Source organism: Arthrobacter sp. CJL-S3, from assembly GCF_056711635.1.
Map to the genome: position 1 here is coordinate 1,210,050 of NZ_CM160046.1, position 17,807 is coordinate 1,227,856.

A 17,807-nucleotide genomic window follows, 5' to 3' on the forward strand; every position below is an offset into this window, starting at 1 on the left:
GCCTGACAGAGAGTTCCGGGGAAATCTCGGGCGCTCTTGCGGACCGGAGCCCGCCGCTCTTGCGGACCGGAGATAGCGCGGTCATGTTAACTCGCGGGCCGGGCCGGTTCCTGCGGCCGCGGCGGCGCCGATAAGGTTGGAAGATGATCACCCCCCTGACGCCCCTCCCGTTCCGCGCGCCCGGCAGTGATGGCACCGGCAGGCAGGGATATCCGCCGGCTCCGGAACCCCTTCCGGTGCCGGTCATGGACAACCACACCCACCTTGATTTTCCCAACGCGGACGTTACGGTCAGTGTCGCCGAGGCACTGGATGCCGCCGAAGCCGTGGGGGTCCAGGGGGCCGTGCAGGTGGGGTGCGACCTGGCATCGTCCCGGTTCACCGTGCAGGCGGTCGAGCTGGATAAGCGGCTGCTGGGCGCCGTCGCCCTCCACCCCAATGACGCGCCTGCCTACGCCGCCCGCGGCGAACTGGAGGCGGCGCTGGCCGAGATCGAGGCCCTCGCGGCGCACCCGCGGATCCGTGCCATCGGCGAGACCGGCCTGGATTTCTTCCGCACCGAGGGCGAGGGCCTGGCCCATCAGCGCTATTCCTTCCGGCGCCACATCGATATCGCCAAACGCCTCGGGCTGACACTGCAGATCCACGACCGTGACGCCCACGACGACGTCGTGCAGGTGCTGCGGGAGGAAGGCGCCCCCGATCGGGTGGTGTTCCATTGCTTCTCCGGCGGGGAGGAGCTGGCCCGGATCTGCAACAGCGAGGGCTGGTACATGTCCTTCGCCGGGACGCTGACGTTCAAGAACGCCGCCAATCTGCGGGCCGCCCTCGCCATCGCGGAGCCGGAGCGGATCCTGGTTGAAACCGACGCCCCGTTCCTCACCCCGCACCCGCACCGCGGCCGCCCCAACGCGAGCTACATGGTCCCCTACACCGTCCGGGCCATGGCCGAATTGACTGGATGGGAGCTCTCGGAAATGTGCTCCCGGATCGCCGGAAATACCGTGCAGGCATACGGATCCTGGGACTAAAGACCCCAAAATACGCCCGCCGCGATAGCTACCCGGTATGCACAATTTGTTGGCTGCTTTATAACGCTCCGGTTACAGTGGACAACTATTAGCCGGGGTCGGGGAAGGCCTTCGGAAAATTTCACTCCTGCAGGGCGCGCATCGTGGCGAACGAACCATATGCGCGCTCTCGTTTGTGACTATGGCAGTGCACACAGCTTCCGCTGACAAAACGCACCCCTGCGGTGCGGCCTTCGGGGTGTCCGCGGCGGGTGGAGCTGTGCACTTTTCCCCGTGCCCGGATGGTCCAAAAGATATGGGCAATCGTGGTCAAGTTCTTTACATCGGATGGCAAGTTCAGCTTCGTCAAGGTCGGCACGCAACTCGTGGTGCTCGTGGCCCTGGTGCTGGGGCTCGTCGCCTTCGTCGGCAACAACAAGACAGTCACCCTCAACGTCGACGGCAAAGTGAGTTCAGTCCAGACCTTCGGCGGCACTGTCGGCCAGGTCGTGAAGGGCGCCAACCTTGAACTCCAGTCCTCCGACCGGATCACGCCGGCTGCTGATTCCCACGTCCGGGACGGTTCCGTCATCAACGTCAATCTCGCGAAGGCCGTCAAGGTCAGCCTGGACGGCGCGGAGCGGACCATCAGCACCACCTCGCCCACGGTGGAGGGACTCGTGACCGAGCTCGGCGTCGCCAGCGCCTCCGAGCTGTCCGTTCCGAAGGACGCGCAGCTCGCCGTCTCCGGTTCCTTCGTGTCCATCTCGACGCCGAAGTCCGTGAGCATCGTCGCTGACGGCAAAGCCGACAAGACCACCACGACAGCCGCCAACGTCGGCCAGCTGCTCGCCGACGCCGGCATCACGCTGGGGGCCAGCGACCGACTCTCGCAGCCGGGCAACGCCCCGGTCGTCAACGACATGGTGATCAAGGTGTCCCGCGTGGACGTCAGCCAGACGGCAGAAGCCGCCGAAGCCGTGCCCTTCGAAACCCTCACCACGGAGGACGCCGAACTGACCACGGGCGAAAAGAAGGTCACCCAGGCAGGAGTGGCCGGCACCATCAACAAGAGCTTCAAGCTCGTCCTCGTCGACGGCCGCGAAGCCTCCCGCACGCTGGTGTCCCAGTCCGTCAGCGCGCAGCCGGTCACCGAAAAGATCACCGTCGGCACCAAGCCGAAGCCGAAGCCGGCAGCCCAGGCCGGCGCCAACACCGGCGCCGGAGCCCCCGCCATGATGAACGAAGCCATGTGGGACAAAATCGCGCAGTGCGAGTCCACCGGCAACTGGTCCGTCAACAACGGCAACGGCTACTACGGCGGACTGCAGTTCGACATCCGCACCTGGCTCGGCGCCGGCGGCGGCACGTACGCCCCGAACGCCAGCCTGGCCACCAAGGCCCAGCAGATCGACATCGCCAACCGCGTCTACGCCCAGCGCGGCCTGCAGCCCTGGGGCTGCGGCTGGGCCGCCTCAAGCTAGGGGAGCTACCAGCGAGGGGAGCTACCAGCTAAGGGAGCCACCCCGGCCGAGGGTGATGTGACGAGGATATGAAATCGTAGGGTTTCCGCAGCGGCTGACCACGGCAGCGGATGCCCGGCCAGGGCCGGGTCCGGTTTTCGGACCCGGCCTTCGCCATGCCCGGGCTGGCCAGCGGGATAGGATACCTAGGTGACTGAACCGACCCCCTCCGCGCCAGGCAGTGCCCCCAGCAGTCCGCCGGCCAGCGCGCCCCCGCCCCTGATGGGGGCCTCCGACATCCGCAGGCTCGCCGAGGAGATCGGCGTCCGTCCCACGAAGACCCTCGGCCAGAACTTCGTCATCGACGGCAACACCATCCGCCGGATAGTCGCCGCCGCGGACATCCACCCGGACGAGACGGTCCTGGAGGTCGGGCCCGGGCTGGGGTCCCTGACCCTGGGCCTGCTCGACGCCGCCCGCTCGGTCGTCGCCGTCGAAATCGATCCGGTGCTCGCCGGCAAACTTCCCGCCACCGTCGCCGAATGGCGCCCGGACGCCGTCGAAAACTTCCACCTGGTCCTCGCCGACGCCATGCGCGTCACCGAACTCCCCGTCGAGCCGACCGCGCTCGTGGCGAATCTTCCGTACAACGTCGCCGTGCCGGTGGTCCTGCACCTGCTGCAGCGCTTCCCGAGCCTCCGCCACGGCCTGGTCATGGTCCAGGACGAAGTGGCCGACCGGCTCGCCGCCGGGCCGGGGTCCAAGACCTACGGCGTCCCCTCGGTCAAGGCCGCCTGGTATAGCAGCATGCGCAAGGCCGGAGTCATCGGCATGAACGTGTTCTGGCCCGCGCCCAAGATCCACTCCGGCCTCGTCGCGTTCACCCGCCGGGAACCGCCCGTCACCACGGCCAGCCGCGAACAGGTTTTCGCCGTCATCGATGCGGCCTTCGCGCAGCGCCGCAAGACCCTTCGCGCCGCCCTGGCCGGCTGGGCCGGGAGCGCTGCGGAGGCAGAACGGTGCCTGCGGGCCGCCGGCATCGATCCCACCGCCCGCGGCGAGGTCATCGACATCGCGGCGTTTTCCCGGATCGCCGAAGCCCACGCGCGGCCGGCTCCCTGACACTGGCGGCAGCCGCGAAACGGTGAGGCCGGTCCGGTGCCGTGCTTGGAGCCTGACCCCGCCATGCCATAGCGTGGAGCCATGAACGCAGTGAGAGGGCGCTTTGCCGCGAGGACTGTCCGGGTCAAGGCCCCCGGCAAGGTTAACGTCTCACTCGATGTCGGGCCCCTGCGCGCCGACGGCTACCATTCGGTCGCCAGCGTCTACCTCGCGGTGTCCCTCTACGAAGAAGTCGCCGCCACCAGCACGGACACCGGGGACATAACCGTCAGCATCAGCCCGGCGAGCACCCTCGACCTCGACGGCATCGACATTCCCCTGGATGAACGCAACCTGGCCTACAAAGCCGCCGCGATCATGGCTGATGTCTCGGAACACTCCACCGGCGTCCACCTCGAAATCACGAAACGCGTGCCCGTGGCCGGAGGGATGGGCGGCGGCTCGGCGGACGCAGCAGCGACCCTGCTGGCCTGCGACGCGCTGTGGAACAGCGGGCTGTCACGCGAGGAGCTCGCGCACCTGGCCGCGGAACTTGGCGCCGACGTGCCGTTCTCCCTGCTGGGCGGCACCGCCGTCGGGCTCGGTCTCGGCGACGAACTCTCGCCAGCCCTCGTCAAGGCCCAGACCGACTGGGTCCTGGTGGCCGCGGACTTCGGCCTGCCCACCCCCGATGTCTACCGGACCCTGGACCGGCTCCGCGCCGCAGAGGAAGCGGTGATCGAGGAACCCACGGCGGTGGACCCGATGGTCCTGCAGGCCCTGCGGGCGGGCGACGCCGATGCCTTGAGCCGGGTGCTGGTCAACGACCTCCAGCGCGCCTCGATAGAACTCGCACCGAGCCTCCGGGACACTCTCGGCCTCGGTGAGTCCCTGGGGGCGATCGCCGGGATCGTGTCCGGTTCCGGACCCACGGTCGCGCTGCTGGCGCACAGCCCGGCGGCCGCCGAGGGACTGGCCGAGGACCTCCGGCACCATGGCCTGGATGCCATGGCGGTGCACGGCCCGGTTCACGGGGCGCGCATCATCTCCGATACGCTCCTTTAATAGGATTGTCGTGATCAGCACGACGTCAGCGGGCTTGGGCCGATCAAGCCTGGGCACATTTGCACGTCATAATTTTTTTCTCTAGGAAAGCAGTTCCCAGTGGCACACCTGCTCGGCGGCGAGAACCTCACGGTCTCGTATGCAACCCGTACCGTCCTTAACGGCGTCACCGTTGGGCTCGAAGAAGGCGACCGGATCGGCATGGTCGGCCGCAACGGCGACGGCAAGTCGACGCTGATGCGCCTGCTGGCAATGCGCGCCACCCCGGACTCCGGCCGGGTGACCAAGCGCAGCGAGGTCAACATCGGCTACCTGGACCAGAGCGACGTGCTCGACGGCGACCTTACCGTCGGCGCCGCGATCGTCGGTGACCAGGCCGACTACGAATGGGCCCGGAATCCCCAGATCCGCGAAGTGATGGGCGGACTCGTGTCCGACGTCGACTGGCACGCCAACGTCCACGCCCTCTCCGGCGGGCAGAAGCGGCGCGTGGCGCTGGCCAAGCTGCTGATCGAGGACCACGACGTCATCATGCTCGACGAGCCCACCAACCACCTCGACGTCGAAGGCGTCGCGTGGCTGTCCCGGCACCTGAAGACCCGGTGGCGGGCCAACCAGGGCGCCTTCCTCGTCGTCACTCACGACCGTTGGTTCCTCGACGAGGTCTGTACCAAGACCTGGGAAATCCACGACGGCATCATGGACCCGTTCGACGGCGGTTACGCCGCCTATGTGCTGGCCCGCGCCGAACGTGACCGCTCCGCGTCCGTGGTGGAAAGCAAGCGCCAGATGCTCGTGAAGAAGGAGCTCGCCTGGCTCCGGCGCGGCGCCCCCGCCCGTACCGCCAAGCCCAAGTTCCGGATCGAGGCGGCTAACGCGCTGATCGCGGATGTCCCGGAGCCGCGCGACTCGACGGCCTTGAGCAAGATGGCCACCGCCCGCCTCGGCAAGGACGTGCTGGACCTGGAGAACGTCTCCCTCGACTTCCTCGGCGGCGAGCCCGGGCAGAAACTCTTTGACAACATCACCCTGCGGCTCGCCCCCGGTGAACGGCTGGGCCTGGTCGGCGTCAACGGCGCCGGCAAAACCACGCTGCTGAAGCTCCTCAACGGCGAGATCCAGCCCAGCTCCGGGAAGGTCAAGCGCGGCAAGACGGTTGTCACCGCGGTCCTCTCCCAGGAGGTCAAGGAACTCGATGACGTCTCGGACCTGCGCGTGATCGAAGTGATCGAGCGCGAAAAGCGCTCCTTCAACGTCGGCGGCAAGGAATTCACCGCGGGCCAGCTCGTCGAGCAGCTGGGCTTCACCAACGAGAAGCAGTGGACACCGGTCAGGGACCTCTCCGGTGGTGAACGCCGGCGCCTGCAGCTCCTGCGCCTGCTGGTGGGGGAGCCCAACGTGCTGATGCTCGATGAGCCCACCAACGACCTCGACACCGACACCCTGGCCGCCGTCGAGGACGTGCTGGACGGCTGGCCGGGCACGCTCGTCGTCGTCAGCCACGACCGCTACCTGCTGGAACGCGTCACGGACCACCAGATGGCGCTCCTGGGCGACGGCAAGATCCGTGCCCTGCCGCGCGGTGTGGACCAGTACCTGGAACTGCGCGAAGCGGCGCTGGCCGGGTCCACCATCACCGGCGGCGGCAACCCGGTCACGGCCGCCAGCGGCCCGTCCGCTCCCGCCGCGGCCGGAGCGTCGGAAGCCGAGAAGCGGGACGCCCGCAAGGCCAAAAACCGGATCGACCGCCAGCTGGGCAAGCTCAAGCAGCAGGAGGACAAGATCCACGCCCAGATGACCGCGGCGGCCGCCGACCCGTCCGCCGTCGGCGACCTCGCCGGGCTCAACAAGAAGCTCAAGGACCTCGCCGTCGAACGCGAAGCCCTCGAACTCGAATGGCTGGGAGCCCTCGAAGTCCTCGGCGAGTAGCAGCCGCGTCCGCCCGGGCCTGCCCGGGGGGACATGCCCAGCGTGTTGCGGCACGGCTGGACATGTCCCCCGGGCGACTCATATCCCTCAGGACATGTCCCTTGGCGCGCGCGACGGTTGGACATAGGGGTGTTATGTCCAGTCCTTGGGACCAGGGGAGGGCATGTCCCGCGGGGCGCCCAGTTACTTATCCGCCGGGCGGGGCTCGTCATGTTTCCAGGGTCCGAGCATGGACGGACATGTCCCCCGGGCGACTCATATCCCGCAGGACATGTCCCCCGGGCGACTCATATCCCGCAGGACATGTCCCTTGGGGCGCGCGGTGGTTGGACATAGGGGGTTATGTCCAGTCCTTGGGACCAGGGGAGGGCATGTCCCGCGGGGGCCGCCCGACGGGGGTACTAGTCGTCGCTGCGGAGTTCGGGGTCCTTTTGGAGGCCGGTGAGGCCGTTCCAGGCGAGGTTGACCAGGTGGGCGGCGACTTCGCGCTTGTCCGGGCTCCGGCTGTCCTGCCACCACTGGCCCGTCATCGCCACCATTCCCACCAGCATCTGCGCGTACATGGCGCCGTCGGCCGAGGTGAAGCCGCGGCGGGCGAACTCGTCGGCCAGGATGTACTCCACACGGGCCGTGACATGGGAGAGCAGGGTGGAGAGGGCGCCTTCGGGCTGCGTCGGCGGGGCGTCACGCATGAGGATGCGGAAGCCCTCGGCGCGGTCCTCGATGTAACTCAGCAGGGCCAGCGCCGCCCGCTCGACCAGGACGCGCGGCTTCGCCTCCTCGGACAGCGCGTCGCTGATCGAGCCCAGCAGGATCCGGAACTCGCAGTCCACGACCTGCGTGTACAGGCCCTCCTTGGAGCCGAAGTGCTCGTAGATCACCGGTTTGGACACGCCTGCGGCGGCGGCGATCTCCTCGATCGTGGTCCCGTCCAGCCCGCGGAGGGCGAAGAGCCCCCGGCCGATGCCGATGAGCTGGTTGCGGCGCTGGGGCCCCGTCATCCGGACCCGGGGTACATAGCCGGCGGACCGTAACGGCCTGCCGCGGCTGCTCTCCGCCCCTCCGGGCGCCCCTGTGCTGTTGCTCACAGCTCCATCATGCCCCACATCATCCGCCGGGAGGCCTGCCGCCGGGCCCTGTCCGCGGCGCCAGCACGGGGCGGCAACGCAGTGTGGCAGAATTGACTCTCGTGCCACAGGCTCAGCGCCTTGGCATGGTCCGCCCTGGTGTAATGGCAGCACCCCGGCCTTTGGAGCCGTGGAGTATAGGTTCGAGTCCTATGGGCGGAACTGCCGTGCGTCGCGGAGGCCGGGAAACGGCACCCGCCGGGCGCGGCCCGGTGTGAGTCCAGTAGGATGAGTCCGGTGCCGTGACCGAAGTCCGGCCCGCCCAAACCGTGCGGATCCGGCAACCGAGGTGCACCAGCTTGCCTCAGCCGCCGGCCACCCAGATCCACCAAGCAGTCGCATGCGTTAAGCCACTGAGCAAGGAGAGCCCGTACGTGAGCCCCGAGAAGACCGGCCCAGCCGCCGTCATCGTCCTAGCTGCAGGTGCCGGTACCCGGATGAAGTCCCGTACCCCCAAAATCCTCCACGAGATCGGCGGTCGGTCCCTCGTCGGCCACGCGCTGCACGCCGCCCGCACCATCCGGCCGCAGGAGCTGGCCCTCGTCGTCCGGCATGAGCGCGACCTCGTTGCCGCCCACATCGCCGCCATCGACCCGGCCGCCCTGATCGTCGACCAGGACGAGGTGCCCGGCACCGGCCGTGCCGTCGAGGCCGCCCTCGAGGCCCTGGACGCGCTGCACCCCCAGCGGAAGCTCAGCGGAACCGTCGTCGTCACCTACGGTGACGTCCCGCTGCTCACCGGCGGGCTGCTCGCCGAGCTCGTCGCCAGCCACGAAGCCGGGCACAACGCCGTCACGGTCCTGACCGCCGTCCTGTCCGACGCCACCGGCTACGGCCGCATCCTGCGCGCTGCGGACGGAACGGTCACCGGCATCCGGGAACACAAGGACGCCACCGACGCCGAACGCGACATCCGGGAGGTCAACTCCGGCATCTATGCCTTCGACGCCGCCGTGCTCCGCGATTCGCTGGCCCACGTCACCACCGACAACGCCCAGGGCGAGAAGTACCTCACGGATGTGCTGGCCCTGGCCCGTGCCGCCGGAGGCCGCGTCGCCGCCGTCGTGACCGAAGACCGCTGGCAGGTCGAGGGCGCCAACGACCGGGTCCAGCTCTCGGCCCTCGGCGCGGAACTGAACCGGCGCACCGTCGAGGCCTGGATGCGGGCCGGTGTCACCGTCGTCGACCCGGCCACCACCTGGATCGACGCCACCGTCACCCTCGACGAGGACGTCCGGCTGCTGCCCAACACCCAGCTCCACGGCGCCACCACGGTGGCGCGCGACGCCGTCGTCGGCCCCGACACCACGCTCACCGACGTCCAGGTGGGGGAGGGCGCGAAGGTGATCCGCACGCACGGTTCCGGCTCCACGATCGGCGCCAAGGCGAGCGTCGGCCCGTTCACCTACCTGCGCCCCGGCACCGTCCTCGGCGAGACCGGCAAGATCGGCGCCTTCTACGAGACCAAGAACGTCACCATCGGCCGCGGCTCCAAACTGTCCCATCTCGGCTACGCCGGAGACGCCGAGATCGGTGAGGACACGAACATCGGCTGCGGCAACATCACCGCGAACTACGACGGCGAGAAGAAGCACCGCACGGTCATCGGCTCCGGCGTCCGCACCGGATCCAACACCGTGTTCGTTGCTCCCGTCCAGGTCGGTGACGGCGCCTACAGCGGCGCCGGCGCGGTGATCCGCCGCGACGTGCCGCCCGGCGCCCTCGTTCTTTCCCTGGCCCAGCAGCAGAACACCGAAGGCTGGGTCCTGGCGAACCGCCCGGATTCGATTTCCGCGTCCCTGGCCGCGGCCGCCGGCGCCACCACGACTTCCTCCAGTACTCCGGCATCTACAGAAGAGGGCTAGCAACAATGAGCGAAATTACGGCACGCGGCGAGAAGAAGCTGGTGCTTGCCGCTGGGCGCGCGCATCCTGAGCTGGCGAGGGAAATCGCCAAGGAGCTTGGCACCGAGCTGCTGCCCCTGGATGCCTACGACTTCGCCAACGGCGAGATCTACGTCCGGGCCGGGGAGAGCGTCCGCGGCACCGATGCCTTCGTCATCCAGGCGCACCCCGCCCCGCTGAACAACTGGCTGATGGAACAGCTCATCATGATCGATTCGCTCAAGCGGGCCTCCGCCAAGCGCATCACCGTCGTGTCGCCGTTCTACCCGTACGCCCGGCAGGATAAGAAGGGCCGCGGCCGCGAGCCGATTTCCGCCCGACTGATCGCCGATCTGTACAAGACCGCCGGCGCCGACCGCATCATGAGCGTGGACCTGCACACCTCGCAGATCCAGGGCTTCTTCGACGGCCCCGTCGACCACCTCATGGCCATCCCGCTGCTGGCGGACTACATCCGCACCCGCGTCGGCGCGGACGACATCACGGTGGTCTCCCCGGACACCGGCCGCGTCCGCGTTGCCGAGCAGTGGGCCGAGCGCCTCGGCGGCGCGCCGCTGGCGTTCGTGCACAAGAGCCGCGACCTGACCGTCCCGAACCAGGCCGTGTCCAAGACGGTCGTGGGCCAGATCGAGGGCCGCACCTGCGTGCTGATCGACGACATGATCGACACCGGAGGCACCATTTCCGGAGCGGTCCAGGTGCTCAAGAACGCCGGGGCCAAGGACGTCATCATCGCGGCCACGCACGCCGTCTTCTCCGATCCCGCGGCCCAGCGGCTGTCCGAGTCCGGCGCCCGCGAGGTCGTCGTCACCAACACCCTCCCGATTGACGCCAGCAAGCGCTTCCCGCAGCTCACCGTGCTCTCCATCGCGCCGCTGATCGCCCGCGCCATCCGCGAAGTGTTCGACGACGGCTCCGTCACCAGCCTGTTCGACGGCAACGCCTGACCCCCGCCGGGCCCTGCCCGGCCGGCCGCCCGTGCGGGCACGTTTTCCTGAAACCGTGCCCGCGCTGGTAGCCTTGTACCGAAACCTTGGCGAGGGAGAGCGCCGGTAAGCCGTGATCACGGCTCACCGGACTGCTGGTCTCCGTTATCGACTGGGTCTGAATCTCCCTTCGGAAGGGCGGCCTCACGGCCACCCGGCGTTGAAGGTCGCAAACAGACCTCCGCCCTTGCTAACCACCGCTAGTCCATTAGGAGATGCCCATGGCTGAGCAGAAGCTCGCAGCAGAAGTACGCACCGAATTCGGCAAGGGCTTCGCCCGCCGCGCCCGCATGGAGGGCCTGATCCCGGCCGTCATCTACGGCCACGGCGCAGAGCCCATCCACATCACCCTGCCGTCGAAGTCCACCACCCTGGCCGTCCGCCGTGCCAACGCACTGCTGACCCTGGACATCAACGGTGAAAAGCACCTGGCCCTGGTCAAGGACATCCAGCGCGACCCGATCAAGCAGATCATCGAGCACCTTGACCTCCTGACCGTCCGTACCGGCGAAAAGGTCACCGTCGACGTTCCCGTCCACGTCAGCGGCGAGCTGGCTCCGGGCAACGTGTACAACCAGGAAATGAACACCGTCTCCCTCGAGGCCGAGGCAACCCACCTGCCGACCGCCGTCGAGGTCAGCATTGAGGGCCGCACGGCCGGCGAGCACATCCACGCTTCCGACCTGGTCCTGCCGAAGGGCTCCGTCCTGCTGGCCGACGCCGAGGCCCTCGTCGTGCACATCTCCGAAGCCACCGAGGTCTCCGAGGAAGAAGCCTCCGCCGACACCACCGAAGGTTCTTCGGTCGCAGAAGCAGCCGAGTAGTTCCGGCGATTTCCGGTGGCCGGGTCCCTTTGGGGCCCGGCCGCCGTCGTCTGCGCCGCCTGACCGCCTGCCGCCCCGCCCGGACTGCCCCACCAAAGGACTGATCCATGACTGACACCTGGCTGATCGTAGGCCTCGGGAACCCCGGAGCCGAGTATGCCCACAACCGGCACAACGTCGGACAGATGGTCCTCGACGAACTCGCTTCCCGGATCGGGAGCGGCTTCAAGTCGCACAAGTCCCGGGCCCAGGTCCTGGAAGGCCGCCTTGGCATCGGCGGCCCGCGTGTCGTGCTGGCCAAGCCGCTGAGCTACATGAATGTCTCCGGCGGCCCGGTCTCGGCGCTTTGCAAGTTCTACGACATCGAGCCCGGCCACGTCATCGCCGTGCACGACGAAATCGACATTCCCTTTAATACGGTCAAGCTGAAGCTGGGGGGCGGCGAAGGGGGCCACAACGGGCTGCGCGACATCTCCAAGGCCCTCGCCACCAAGGACTACCTGCGGGTCCGGGTCGGCGTGGGACGCCCGCCGGGCAGGATGGACACCGCAGACTATGTGCTGAGGGACTTTTCCGGCTCCGAGAAGAAGGAACTGCCGTTCCTGATCGAGACCGCGGCGGACGCCGCGGAAGCCCTGGTCCGCGAGGGCCTGCTGGCGGCGCAGCAGCAGTTCCACCCGGCGAAGACGCCGTAGCCGGACAAACCCCGGGAGCTCTCACCGCGGCGGACCGCGTCACGCCCCGCCGCAGACCCTCGAATTTCTTCCAAGCTTCCGGAAATGCCGATATGATCGCTCTACTCTCATGTCGGGGGATAGGGATACGCTACTTCTAAGCGGACGGTCTCAGGTTTGCTGTCCGCAAAGCGGTACGAAGGAAACAAGATGTCGAGGGATTCACTGGGCTGGGGGAATGTTTCCACTACATTGGCACCCGCCGAAGAAGGCACTGTAGCCGGTCCGCTGGACCGGCACAGATGGTCAGGCCTCGCGCGCAGCGCCGACGCCGACCGGGTTCGCAGTGCCCTGCTCGCGGAGGACCGCGTGGGTGTGGTCATCACCGGTGACCGCGGGGTCGGTAAAACCCAGGTGGGACGTGCCGCCGTCGCGGGCTTCGGACCCGACGTCTATACCCTCCAGCTCCGCAGTTCCGGGCCGGGCTCGGCCACGCCCTATGGGTGCCTGGCCTTCACGCTCGCCCGACTGCCGCAAAGCTCGCTGGGCTCGCCGACAGCCATCCTGCACGGCATCACGTCCCTGATCCGCGACGACGCCGCCGGACGCAAGTGCGTCATTCTGCTGGACAACGCCGGAGCCCTGGACGAGCTGAGTACCGGAGTGCTGCTCAACCTGGTGCAGACCCGGACCGCGAGGCTCGTTGCCACCGTCCAGCGCACCACGGATCTCCCGCCGGACTTCTACTGGCTCATCACCTCCGGACAGCTGGCCGAGGTCCGACTCGCCAACCTCACGGAAGTCGAAACCCTCGAGGTGCTCCAGGCCGCGCTGGGGCACAGGGTCTCCAGTGCCCTGGCCAGCCAGCTGCACAATCTGGTGGGCGGCAGCCCCACCCTGCTGCAGGCTGTGGTCTCGGAGCAGATAGAACGGGGCAACCTCGTGCTCTCAGGATCCGTCTGGACCCTGGTGGATGAGGTGGTCCTCGACGGGCGCACCGCACTGGAAGACATCGTCCGGGCCCGGTACGCCCGCGAAACACCGGTGGCGCGGGAACTCATCGAGGTCCTGTCCTGTGCCCGCACCCTGCCGCTGGCTCGGCTCGCCCGGATGTACAGCCCCGGCGTCATCGCCGACATGGAGGATGCCGGTCAGATCGTTGTCGACCGGACGGGCCGGCACCTCGTTTCGCTCGGGGACCGCTACCTGGGCGACATCGTCCGCAACTGGCTCAGCGTGGAGCGCAGGCTGGAGCTGCGGGACAAGGTGCCGGGGCACCAGCAGGACGAGCTCAACGAGCTGACCGTGGAGGACCTGCTGGCCTACGCCGCCTGGACCCACGACTGCGATGCGCCCCTTGCGCCCGCCCACGCCGTGGCCGCCGCCGGAGCCGCCGTCAAACTCTTTGACCCGAAGTTCGCGCTCAAATGCGCCGGAAGCCTGAGTCCGAAGGATCCGGAATGGACCGAGGGCCAGCTGCAGAAGTCCGCAGCCTACCTCCAGCTGGGGCTTCCCCTGCAGGCCATGGCGGCCCTGGACGACGTGTCCGAGGCGCAGCTCGGCGCCCTCGGCGCCGAGGCCTACGCGGAACTGATCGCCGCGAAGGCGGACTGCATGGCCTGGCTCCAGGACCGGACCGGTGAGGTCCCCGAGCTGCTCCGGCAGGCCCGGTTGCGGCTCGAGCTCGCGGGGGAGCTGCCGGCGGAGTCACCGCAAGGGCTGACCCGGGCCCGGCTGTGCCTGGACCTCTGCGAATTCAACTACCTTTCCTTCGTCGGCGACTACGCGCCCATGATGGACCGGCTCAGTGCCGCGGCCACCTCGGACATGGACGACGTCGATCCGGTGCACCGGCTGAGGTCCGGCATCATCCTGATGGAAGCCCTCTGCATGACGGGCAAGGAGGTCGACGCCCGCAGGCTGATGCGCGAAATCGGCGGACAGCTGGGGGAATGGTCCAACGTCCCGCGGATCCGGGAAAATTACGCATGGCGGTCCTTCAACGTGCTGCTCCTGTCCGGATACTGGCGCCAGAGCATCGACATGCTCAAGGACGCCAGCGGCCGGGCCGGCCACGGGCTGCATTCCGGCAGCGCGCCCACCGATCTGGCGGTCGGTCTCGCCTATGTGTACGCGGGCCGCGGCTACATGGCCCTGGACCCGCTCCTGGCCGCGATCGCGCAGCTCGAAGTGCGGGCCAGCCTGCACTCGCTGCGGCAGGCCTACGCAGCCACCGCCTTTGCCTACGCCCAGACCGGGAACTCCGTGCAGGCCACGGTCTACCTGGACCGGGCCCGGTCAGCGGACGGCCCCGCGCGCTTCGCGGTCCGAAGCTCCGCGGACTTCTGCATGGACATGGCCTCGCGCTGGCTGGGCGATCCGGAGGCGAAGGACCGGCTGGTGCACGCGGCCGAGGAACATTACCGGGCGGGCCGGTACACCCTGGCCGGCATCTTCATGCTCGGCGCGACGGTCAACGGCACCACCAAGGACTTCCAGTTCCTGGAGGACATCGCGGCGTTGCGGCAGGGGCCCCTCGCGGAGCTGTCACGGACCATCGCCGTGGGCAGCCGCAAGAAGGACGCCACCGTGATGCTTGAGGCCGCCAGCCAGGCCGCGGCGATGGAACTCGACGCCGTCCAGGCCAGATGCGCCGCCCTGGCCTTCGACTTCGCCAAGGCCGCGGGGCTGAGCGGGAAGGCCAGCGCCGCCCACGCCATCCTCGAGGGCCTCGCGGATTCGCTGCCGGCGCTGCCGATCATCCCCCGGAACAAGGGGCCGCTGCTGACGGACAGGGAGCGGCAGATCGCCACCCTCGCCGGCAACGGGGTGTCCAACAAGGACATTGCCCTGGCCATCGGCATCTCGGTGCGGACGGTGGAAGGCCACCTGTACCAGGTGTTCACCAAGCTGGGAGTTTCTTCGCGAAGTGATCTGCTTGGACTCATCTAGGAACCGCGCGGCCGCCCCCGAGCCGGCGGAGGCACCCAAGGCGCTGACCGGGCGGGCGGAGGACCTGCGGTCGGCCGTGGAGGCGATCCAGGGGAGTACCCACGTTGCCGTCCTGCTGCTCGGCGACAGCGGGATCGGCAAATCGACCCTCCTGGACGCTGTGGTGGCCGAACTGCAGTCGGCCGTGACGCCCGTCCGAATCCACGGCAGCCCTTCGCTGGCGAATGTGCCCTACGGCGTGCTGGGTCCCTTTATTGTCGGGCTGCCCGTGCAGGAGGCCACCTCGCAACTGGCGGTGCTCAGGACTTTCTGGTCGCGGCTCGAGGAGGAGCGCCGCGCTTCCCAGAAGCCACTGCTGCTGGTCGTCGACGACGCCCATGACCTTGACGAGTCGACCGCCGGAATCCTGGTGGAACTCGCCGCTGCCGGCTGGGCGAAACTGCTCGTTGCCTCGGCCACCAGGCCGGGGTTGCCGGAACCGCTGCTACAGCTGTGGTTTGAGGGGATAGCGGAACGCCTTGACCTCCGTCCCCTGACCCAGCAGCAGACCTACGACATCCTCGAGCACACACTGGGATCCCAGATCCTGCCGAGTGTTGCCGAAATCCTCTGGGAGGCTTCCGAGGGCAACCCGCTGCTGCTCAGCGGCCTCATTGACGACGCGAAGAGCGACGGCACGCTGCTGCAACGCAACGGAGTATGGCTGCTCGCCCGTCCGCTCAACAGCCACGGCGACCGCTTGACCGACGTCGTGCGCCGGCAGCTGCTCCGGCGTTCCCCGAAGGAGCGCCAGGCACTGAACCTGATTGCCCTGGCGGAGCCGGTGTCCCGCGACTTGATTGAGGCCACGGTGGGCGAAGACCCGGTGGCGGCCCTCATCGAACACGAGATGATCCGGGTGACACCGGCACCGCACCCGCAACTGAGGCTCTGGCACTCCATCTACGGCGACACGCTGCGCAACCTGATTTCACCGGCCCGCAGCCTCCAGCTCCGGCAGAGCCTCCTGAAGCTCATGGACAACGAACCGACGTCGGCAGAAGGCCTCTTGCGCCAGGTGAGCTGGTCGATTGAATGCGGCGCGGAGGTTGAGGACCGGCAGCTGCTGCGGGCGGCCGTCCTGGCCAGCCGGCTCCACGAGGATGAACTGGCACGCAAAGCCGCCGCCCTGGTCAAGGACCCCGAATTGCAGGTGGCTGCGCGGGCCGTGATAGCACGGACTTACTTCAACACCTCCGACTACGCGTCCGCCCGGGACATCCTCGACGCCGACTTCGGCAAGGGCCTCAGCGTTGCTGTCCTCCTCACGGGAACGATGATGTGGGCCGCGGTGCAGGCTGCCCTCGGCCAGGCGCCTGCCGACATCATGGACCGTGCCGGGGTCCTCCTGGAAGCAGGGGAGCAGCTGGCCCGGGATAACCCGGAAGATGCCGAGGGAATCCTCGCCGCAACCCGGGAACGCTATGCGACCATTCACGCCATGGTGTTCGCGCTGGCGGGGGAATACCCGGCCAGTGCCGGCACGGAAGCCGAAACGGAATCCGGGGCACAGCCGCCTCCCGGCAACTCCCTGGAGGCCGCGTTCCGGCTGGCGCTGACCTCGGAGCGGCTGCTCGTGCAGGGCAAAGCGGTCCAGTCGTTCGCTGCGGTGTCCGAGGCTCTGGAAAGCGCGGGCGCCGGCTACGACGAACTGTATTACCTCGCCGAATTCCTCGTAGCGAGGGCGGCAGCGGCCGTGATCCACGGCGGCGACTGGGAAGCCGCCGAAAACCTCCTGGCCGGTGTGGCCGCCGGACCGGGACCCAACCTCATCTCGTTCGGCGGCGGAGTCCACGCCGCGCACGGCATCATCCTGCTGTACCAGGGCAGGGCCGCCCAGGCCGTGAACACCCTCAGCGCGGCCTTGGAGTCGCTGCGGCTCGCGGATCCCCAGCAGCTCTTCGCCTTCACCTCATCGATGGCCTTCGCAGCCGCCGCCGAAGTGGGCGACAAGGACAAGGCTGCGGCATTCCTCTCCGACTACGAGGCCGCTCCGCGCGCCGTGTCACGGTACCTGCGCATCCTCTCGCAGATGGCAGTCACGTACGGCAAGGCCCGCCTGGGCAACTATCCGGGCGCCGTCGATGAGTTGCGGGCGCTGGGTCGGCCCAATGGCGACGATTCCACGGCAGGCCTGGAGTTCGACTCGCTTGCCTTCTGCCTGGCGCTGGGAGACCGGGACGCGGCCACCCGCCTGCTGGAACTGCAACCGGAACTGGAAGGCCGCAGGGCCGCCGCGATCTGCCACTATGCGGCGGCGGTCAGCACCGACCTGCCCGCCGACTATCTGGAGGCCGGCAAGAGCTGCGAAGACGCGGAGCTGTGGGGCTTCGCGGCACTCGCCTATGACGCCGCTGCGATCGGTTACCGGGCAGCCGGCGACACCCTGCGCGAACGCATGGCGATGTCCCAGCGGAAGCGGTGCCTGGACAGGGCAGACAGCATCGCCGGCCAGGAACAGGAAGCCGAAGCCGACGCCCTTGGCCTGCTGACGCGCCGGGAACGCGACATCGTGGCGCTGGCAGTTCGCGGCCTGAGCGACCGCCAGATTGCCGCGGAGCTACAGGTATCCATCCGAACAGTCGAAGGCCACCTGTACCGCAGCTACGCCAAGCTCAATGTCAAAGGCAGGGACCAGCTCCCGGGAGTATCCTCCTCCTAGCCAGCTGGCTAGCTGGCTAGGAGAGCAGTCTCCGGCCCGGCCGTTTTCCGGGTCCCCGCCCTGCTGCCCGC

12 protein-coding genes and 1 tRNA gene are annotated in these 17,807 nt (G+C 68.3%); 12 read left to right on the top strand and 1 reads right to left on the bottom strand.

Features of this window, described 5'->3' with window-relative positions:
- Positions 1-143 precede the first annotated feature (143 nt).
- The 5 genes from AC06G6_RS05510 to AC06G6_RS05530 all read left to right on the top strand — a co-directional run bounded on the left by AC06G6_RS05510 (position 144) and on the right by AC06G6_RS05530 (position 6,568).
- Complete coding sequence (locus AC06G6_RS05510; RefSeq protein ID WP_479827112.1) at positions 144-1,031, top strand: TatD family hydrolase; 888 nt, start codon at positions 144-146, stop codon at positions 1,029-1,031.
- 305 nt (positions 1,032-1,336) lie between these two features.
- Entirely contained in the window at positions 1,337-2,494 is a 1,158-nt protein-coding gene (locus AC06G6_RS05515; protein WP_479827114.1) for a ubiquitin-like domain-containing protein, read from the top strand.
- 189 nt (positions 2,495-2,683) lie between these two features.
- On the top strand, positions 2,684-3,595 hold the full coding sequence (rsmA, locus tag AC06G6_RS05520; RefSeq protein ID WP_479827116.1) for a 16S rRNA (adenine(1518)-N(6)/adenine(1519)-N(6))-dimethyltransferase RsmA: 912 nt from the start codon (positions 2,684-2,686) through the stop codon (positions 3,593-3,595).
- 81 nt (positions 3,596-3,676) lie between these two features.
- Positions 3,677-4,639 (top strand): 4-(cytidine 5'-diphospho)-2-C-methyl-D-erythritol kinase, encoded by a 963-nt coding sequence (locus tag AC06G6_RS05525; protein WP_479827118.1) that lies wholly within the window; start codon positions 3,677-3,679, stop codon positions 4,637-4,639.
- A 99-nt stretch (positions 4,640-4,738) separates the two neighbouring features.
- Positions 4,739-6,568: an ABC-F family ATP-binding cassette domain-containing protein gene (locus AC06G6_RS05530; RefSeq protein WP_479827119.1), complete on the top strand. Its 1,830-nt coding sequence runs from the start codon at positions 4,739-4,741 to the stop codon at positions 6,566-6,568.
- Between the two features lie 401 nt (positions 6,569-6,969).
- Here AC06G6_RS05530 and AC06G6_RS05535 read toward each other — a convergent pair whose 3' ends face one another.
- A complete protein-coding gene (locus AC06G6_RS05535; protein ID WP_479828548.1) occupies positions 6,970-7,569 on the bottom strand; it encodes a TetR/AcrR family transcriptional regulator in 600 nt (199 codons plus the stop codon).
- A 216-nt stretch (positions 7,570-7,785) separates the two neighbouring features.
- On the opposite strand from AC06G6_RS05535, the gene AC06G6_RS05540 reads away from it, so the two are divergent.
- From AC06G6_RS05540 to AC06G6_RS05570, 7 genes are all read left to right on the top strand, one after another.
- Positions 7,786-7,857 (top strand) — tRNA-Gln (locus tag AC06G6_RS05540).
- A 212-nt stretch (positions 7,858-8,069) separates the two neighbouring features.
- Entirely contained in the window at positions 8,070-9,560 is a 1,491-nt protein-coding gene (gene glmU / locus AC06G6_RS05545) for a bifunctional UDP-N-acetylglucosamine diphosphorylase/glucosamine-1-phosphate N-acetyltransferase GlmU (RefSeq protein WP_479827121.1), read from the top strand.
- 5 nt (positions 9,561-9,565) lie between these two features.
- Positions 9,566-10,546 (top strand): ribose-phosphate diphosphokinase, encoded by a 981-nt coding sequence (locus tag AC06G6_RS05550; protein WP_479827123.1) that lies wholly within the window; start codon positions 9,566-9,568, stop codon positions 10,544-10,546.
- Between the two features lie 260 nt (positions 10,547-10,806).
- Complete coding sequence (locus AC06G6_RS05555) at positions 10,807-11,409, top strand: 50S ribosomal protein L25/general stress protein Ctc (protein ID WP_479827125.1); 603 nt, start codon at positions 10,807-10,809, stop codon at positions 11,407-11,409.
- Between the two features lie 107 nt (positions 11,410-11,516).
- A complete protein-coding gene (gene pth / locus AC06G6_RS05560) occupies positions 11,517-12,104 on the top strand; it encodes an aminoacyl-tRNA hydrolase (protein ID WP_479827127.1) in 588 nt (195 codons plus the stop codon).
- Positions 12,105-12,293: 189 nt separating this feature from the next.
- On the top strand, positions 12,294-15,035 hold the full coding sequence (locus tag AC06G6_RS05565) for a helix-turn-helix transcriptional regulator (protein WP_479827129.1): 2,742 nt from the start codon (positions 12,294-12,296) through the stop codon (positions 15,033-15,035).
- On the top strand, positions 15,022-17,736 hold the full coding sequence (locus AC06G6_RS05570; protein ID WP_479827131.1) for a LuxR C-terminal-related transcriptional regulator: 2,715 nt from the start codon (positions 15,022-15,024) through the stop codon (positions 17,734-17,736). The genes AC06G6_RS05565 and AC06G6_RS05570 overlap by 14 nt, the downstream gene beginning before the upstream one ends.
- Positions 17,737-17,807: the final 71 nt, after the last annotated feature.

What these genes read in the sequence shown, in the direction of transcription:
- AC06G6_RS05510 (WP_479827112.1), top strand. Translation starts at nt 144, where the DNA reads ATGATCACCCCCCTGACGCCCCTCCCGTTCCGCGCGCCCGGCAGTGAT.
- AC06G6_RS05565 (WP_479827129.1), top strand. Translation starts at nt 12,294, where the DNA reads ATGTCGAGGGATTCACTGGGCTGGGGGAATGTTTCCACTACATTGGCA.
- AC06G6_RS05525 (WP_479827118.1), top strand. Translation starts at nt 3,677, where the DNA reads ATGAACGCAGTGAGAGGGCGCTTTGCCGCGAGGACTGTCCGGGTCAAG.
- AC06G6_RS05550 (WP_479827123.1), top strand. Translation starts at nt 9,566, where the DNA reads ATGAGCGAAATTACGGCACGCGGCGAGAAGAAGCTGGTGCTTGCCGCT.
- AC06G6_RS05535 (WP_479828548.1), bottom strand. Translation starts at nt 7,569, where the DNA reads ATGACGGGGCCCCAGCGCCGCAACCAGCTCATCGGCATCGGCCGGGGG.
- pth (WP_479827127.1), top strand. Translation starts at nt 11,517, where the DNA reads ATGACTGACACCTGGCTGATCGTAGGCCTCGGGAACCCCGGAGCCGAG.
- AC06G6_RS05555 (WP_479827125.1), top strand. Translation starts at nt 10,807, where the DNA reads ATGGCTGAGCAGAAGCTCGCAGCAGAAGTACGCACCGAATTCGGCAAG.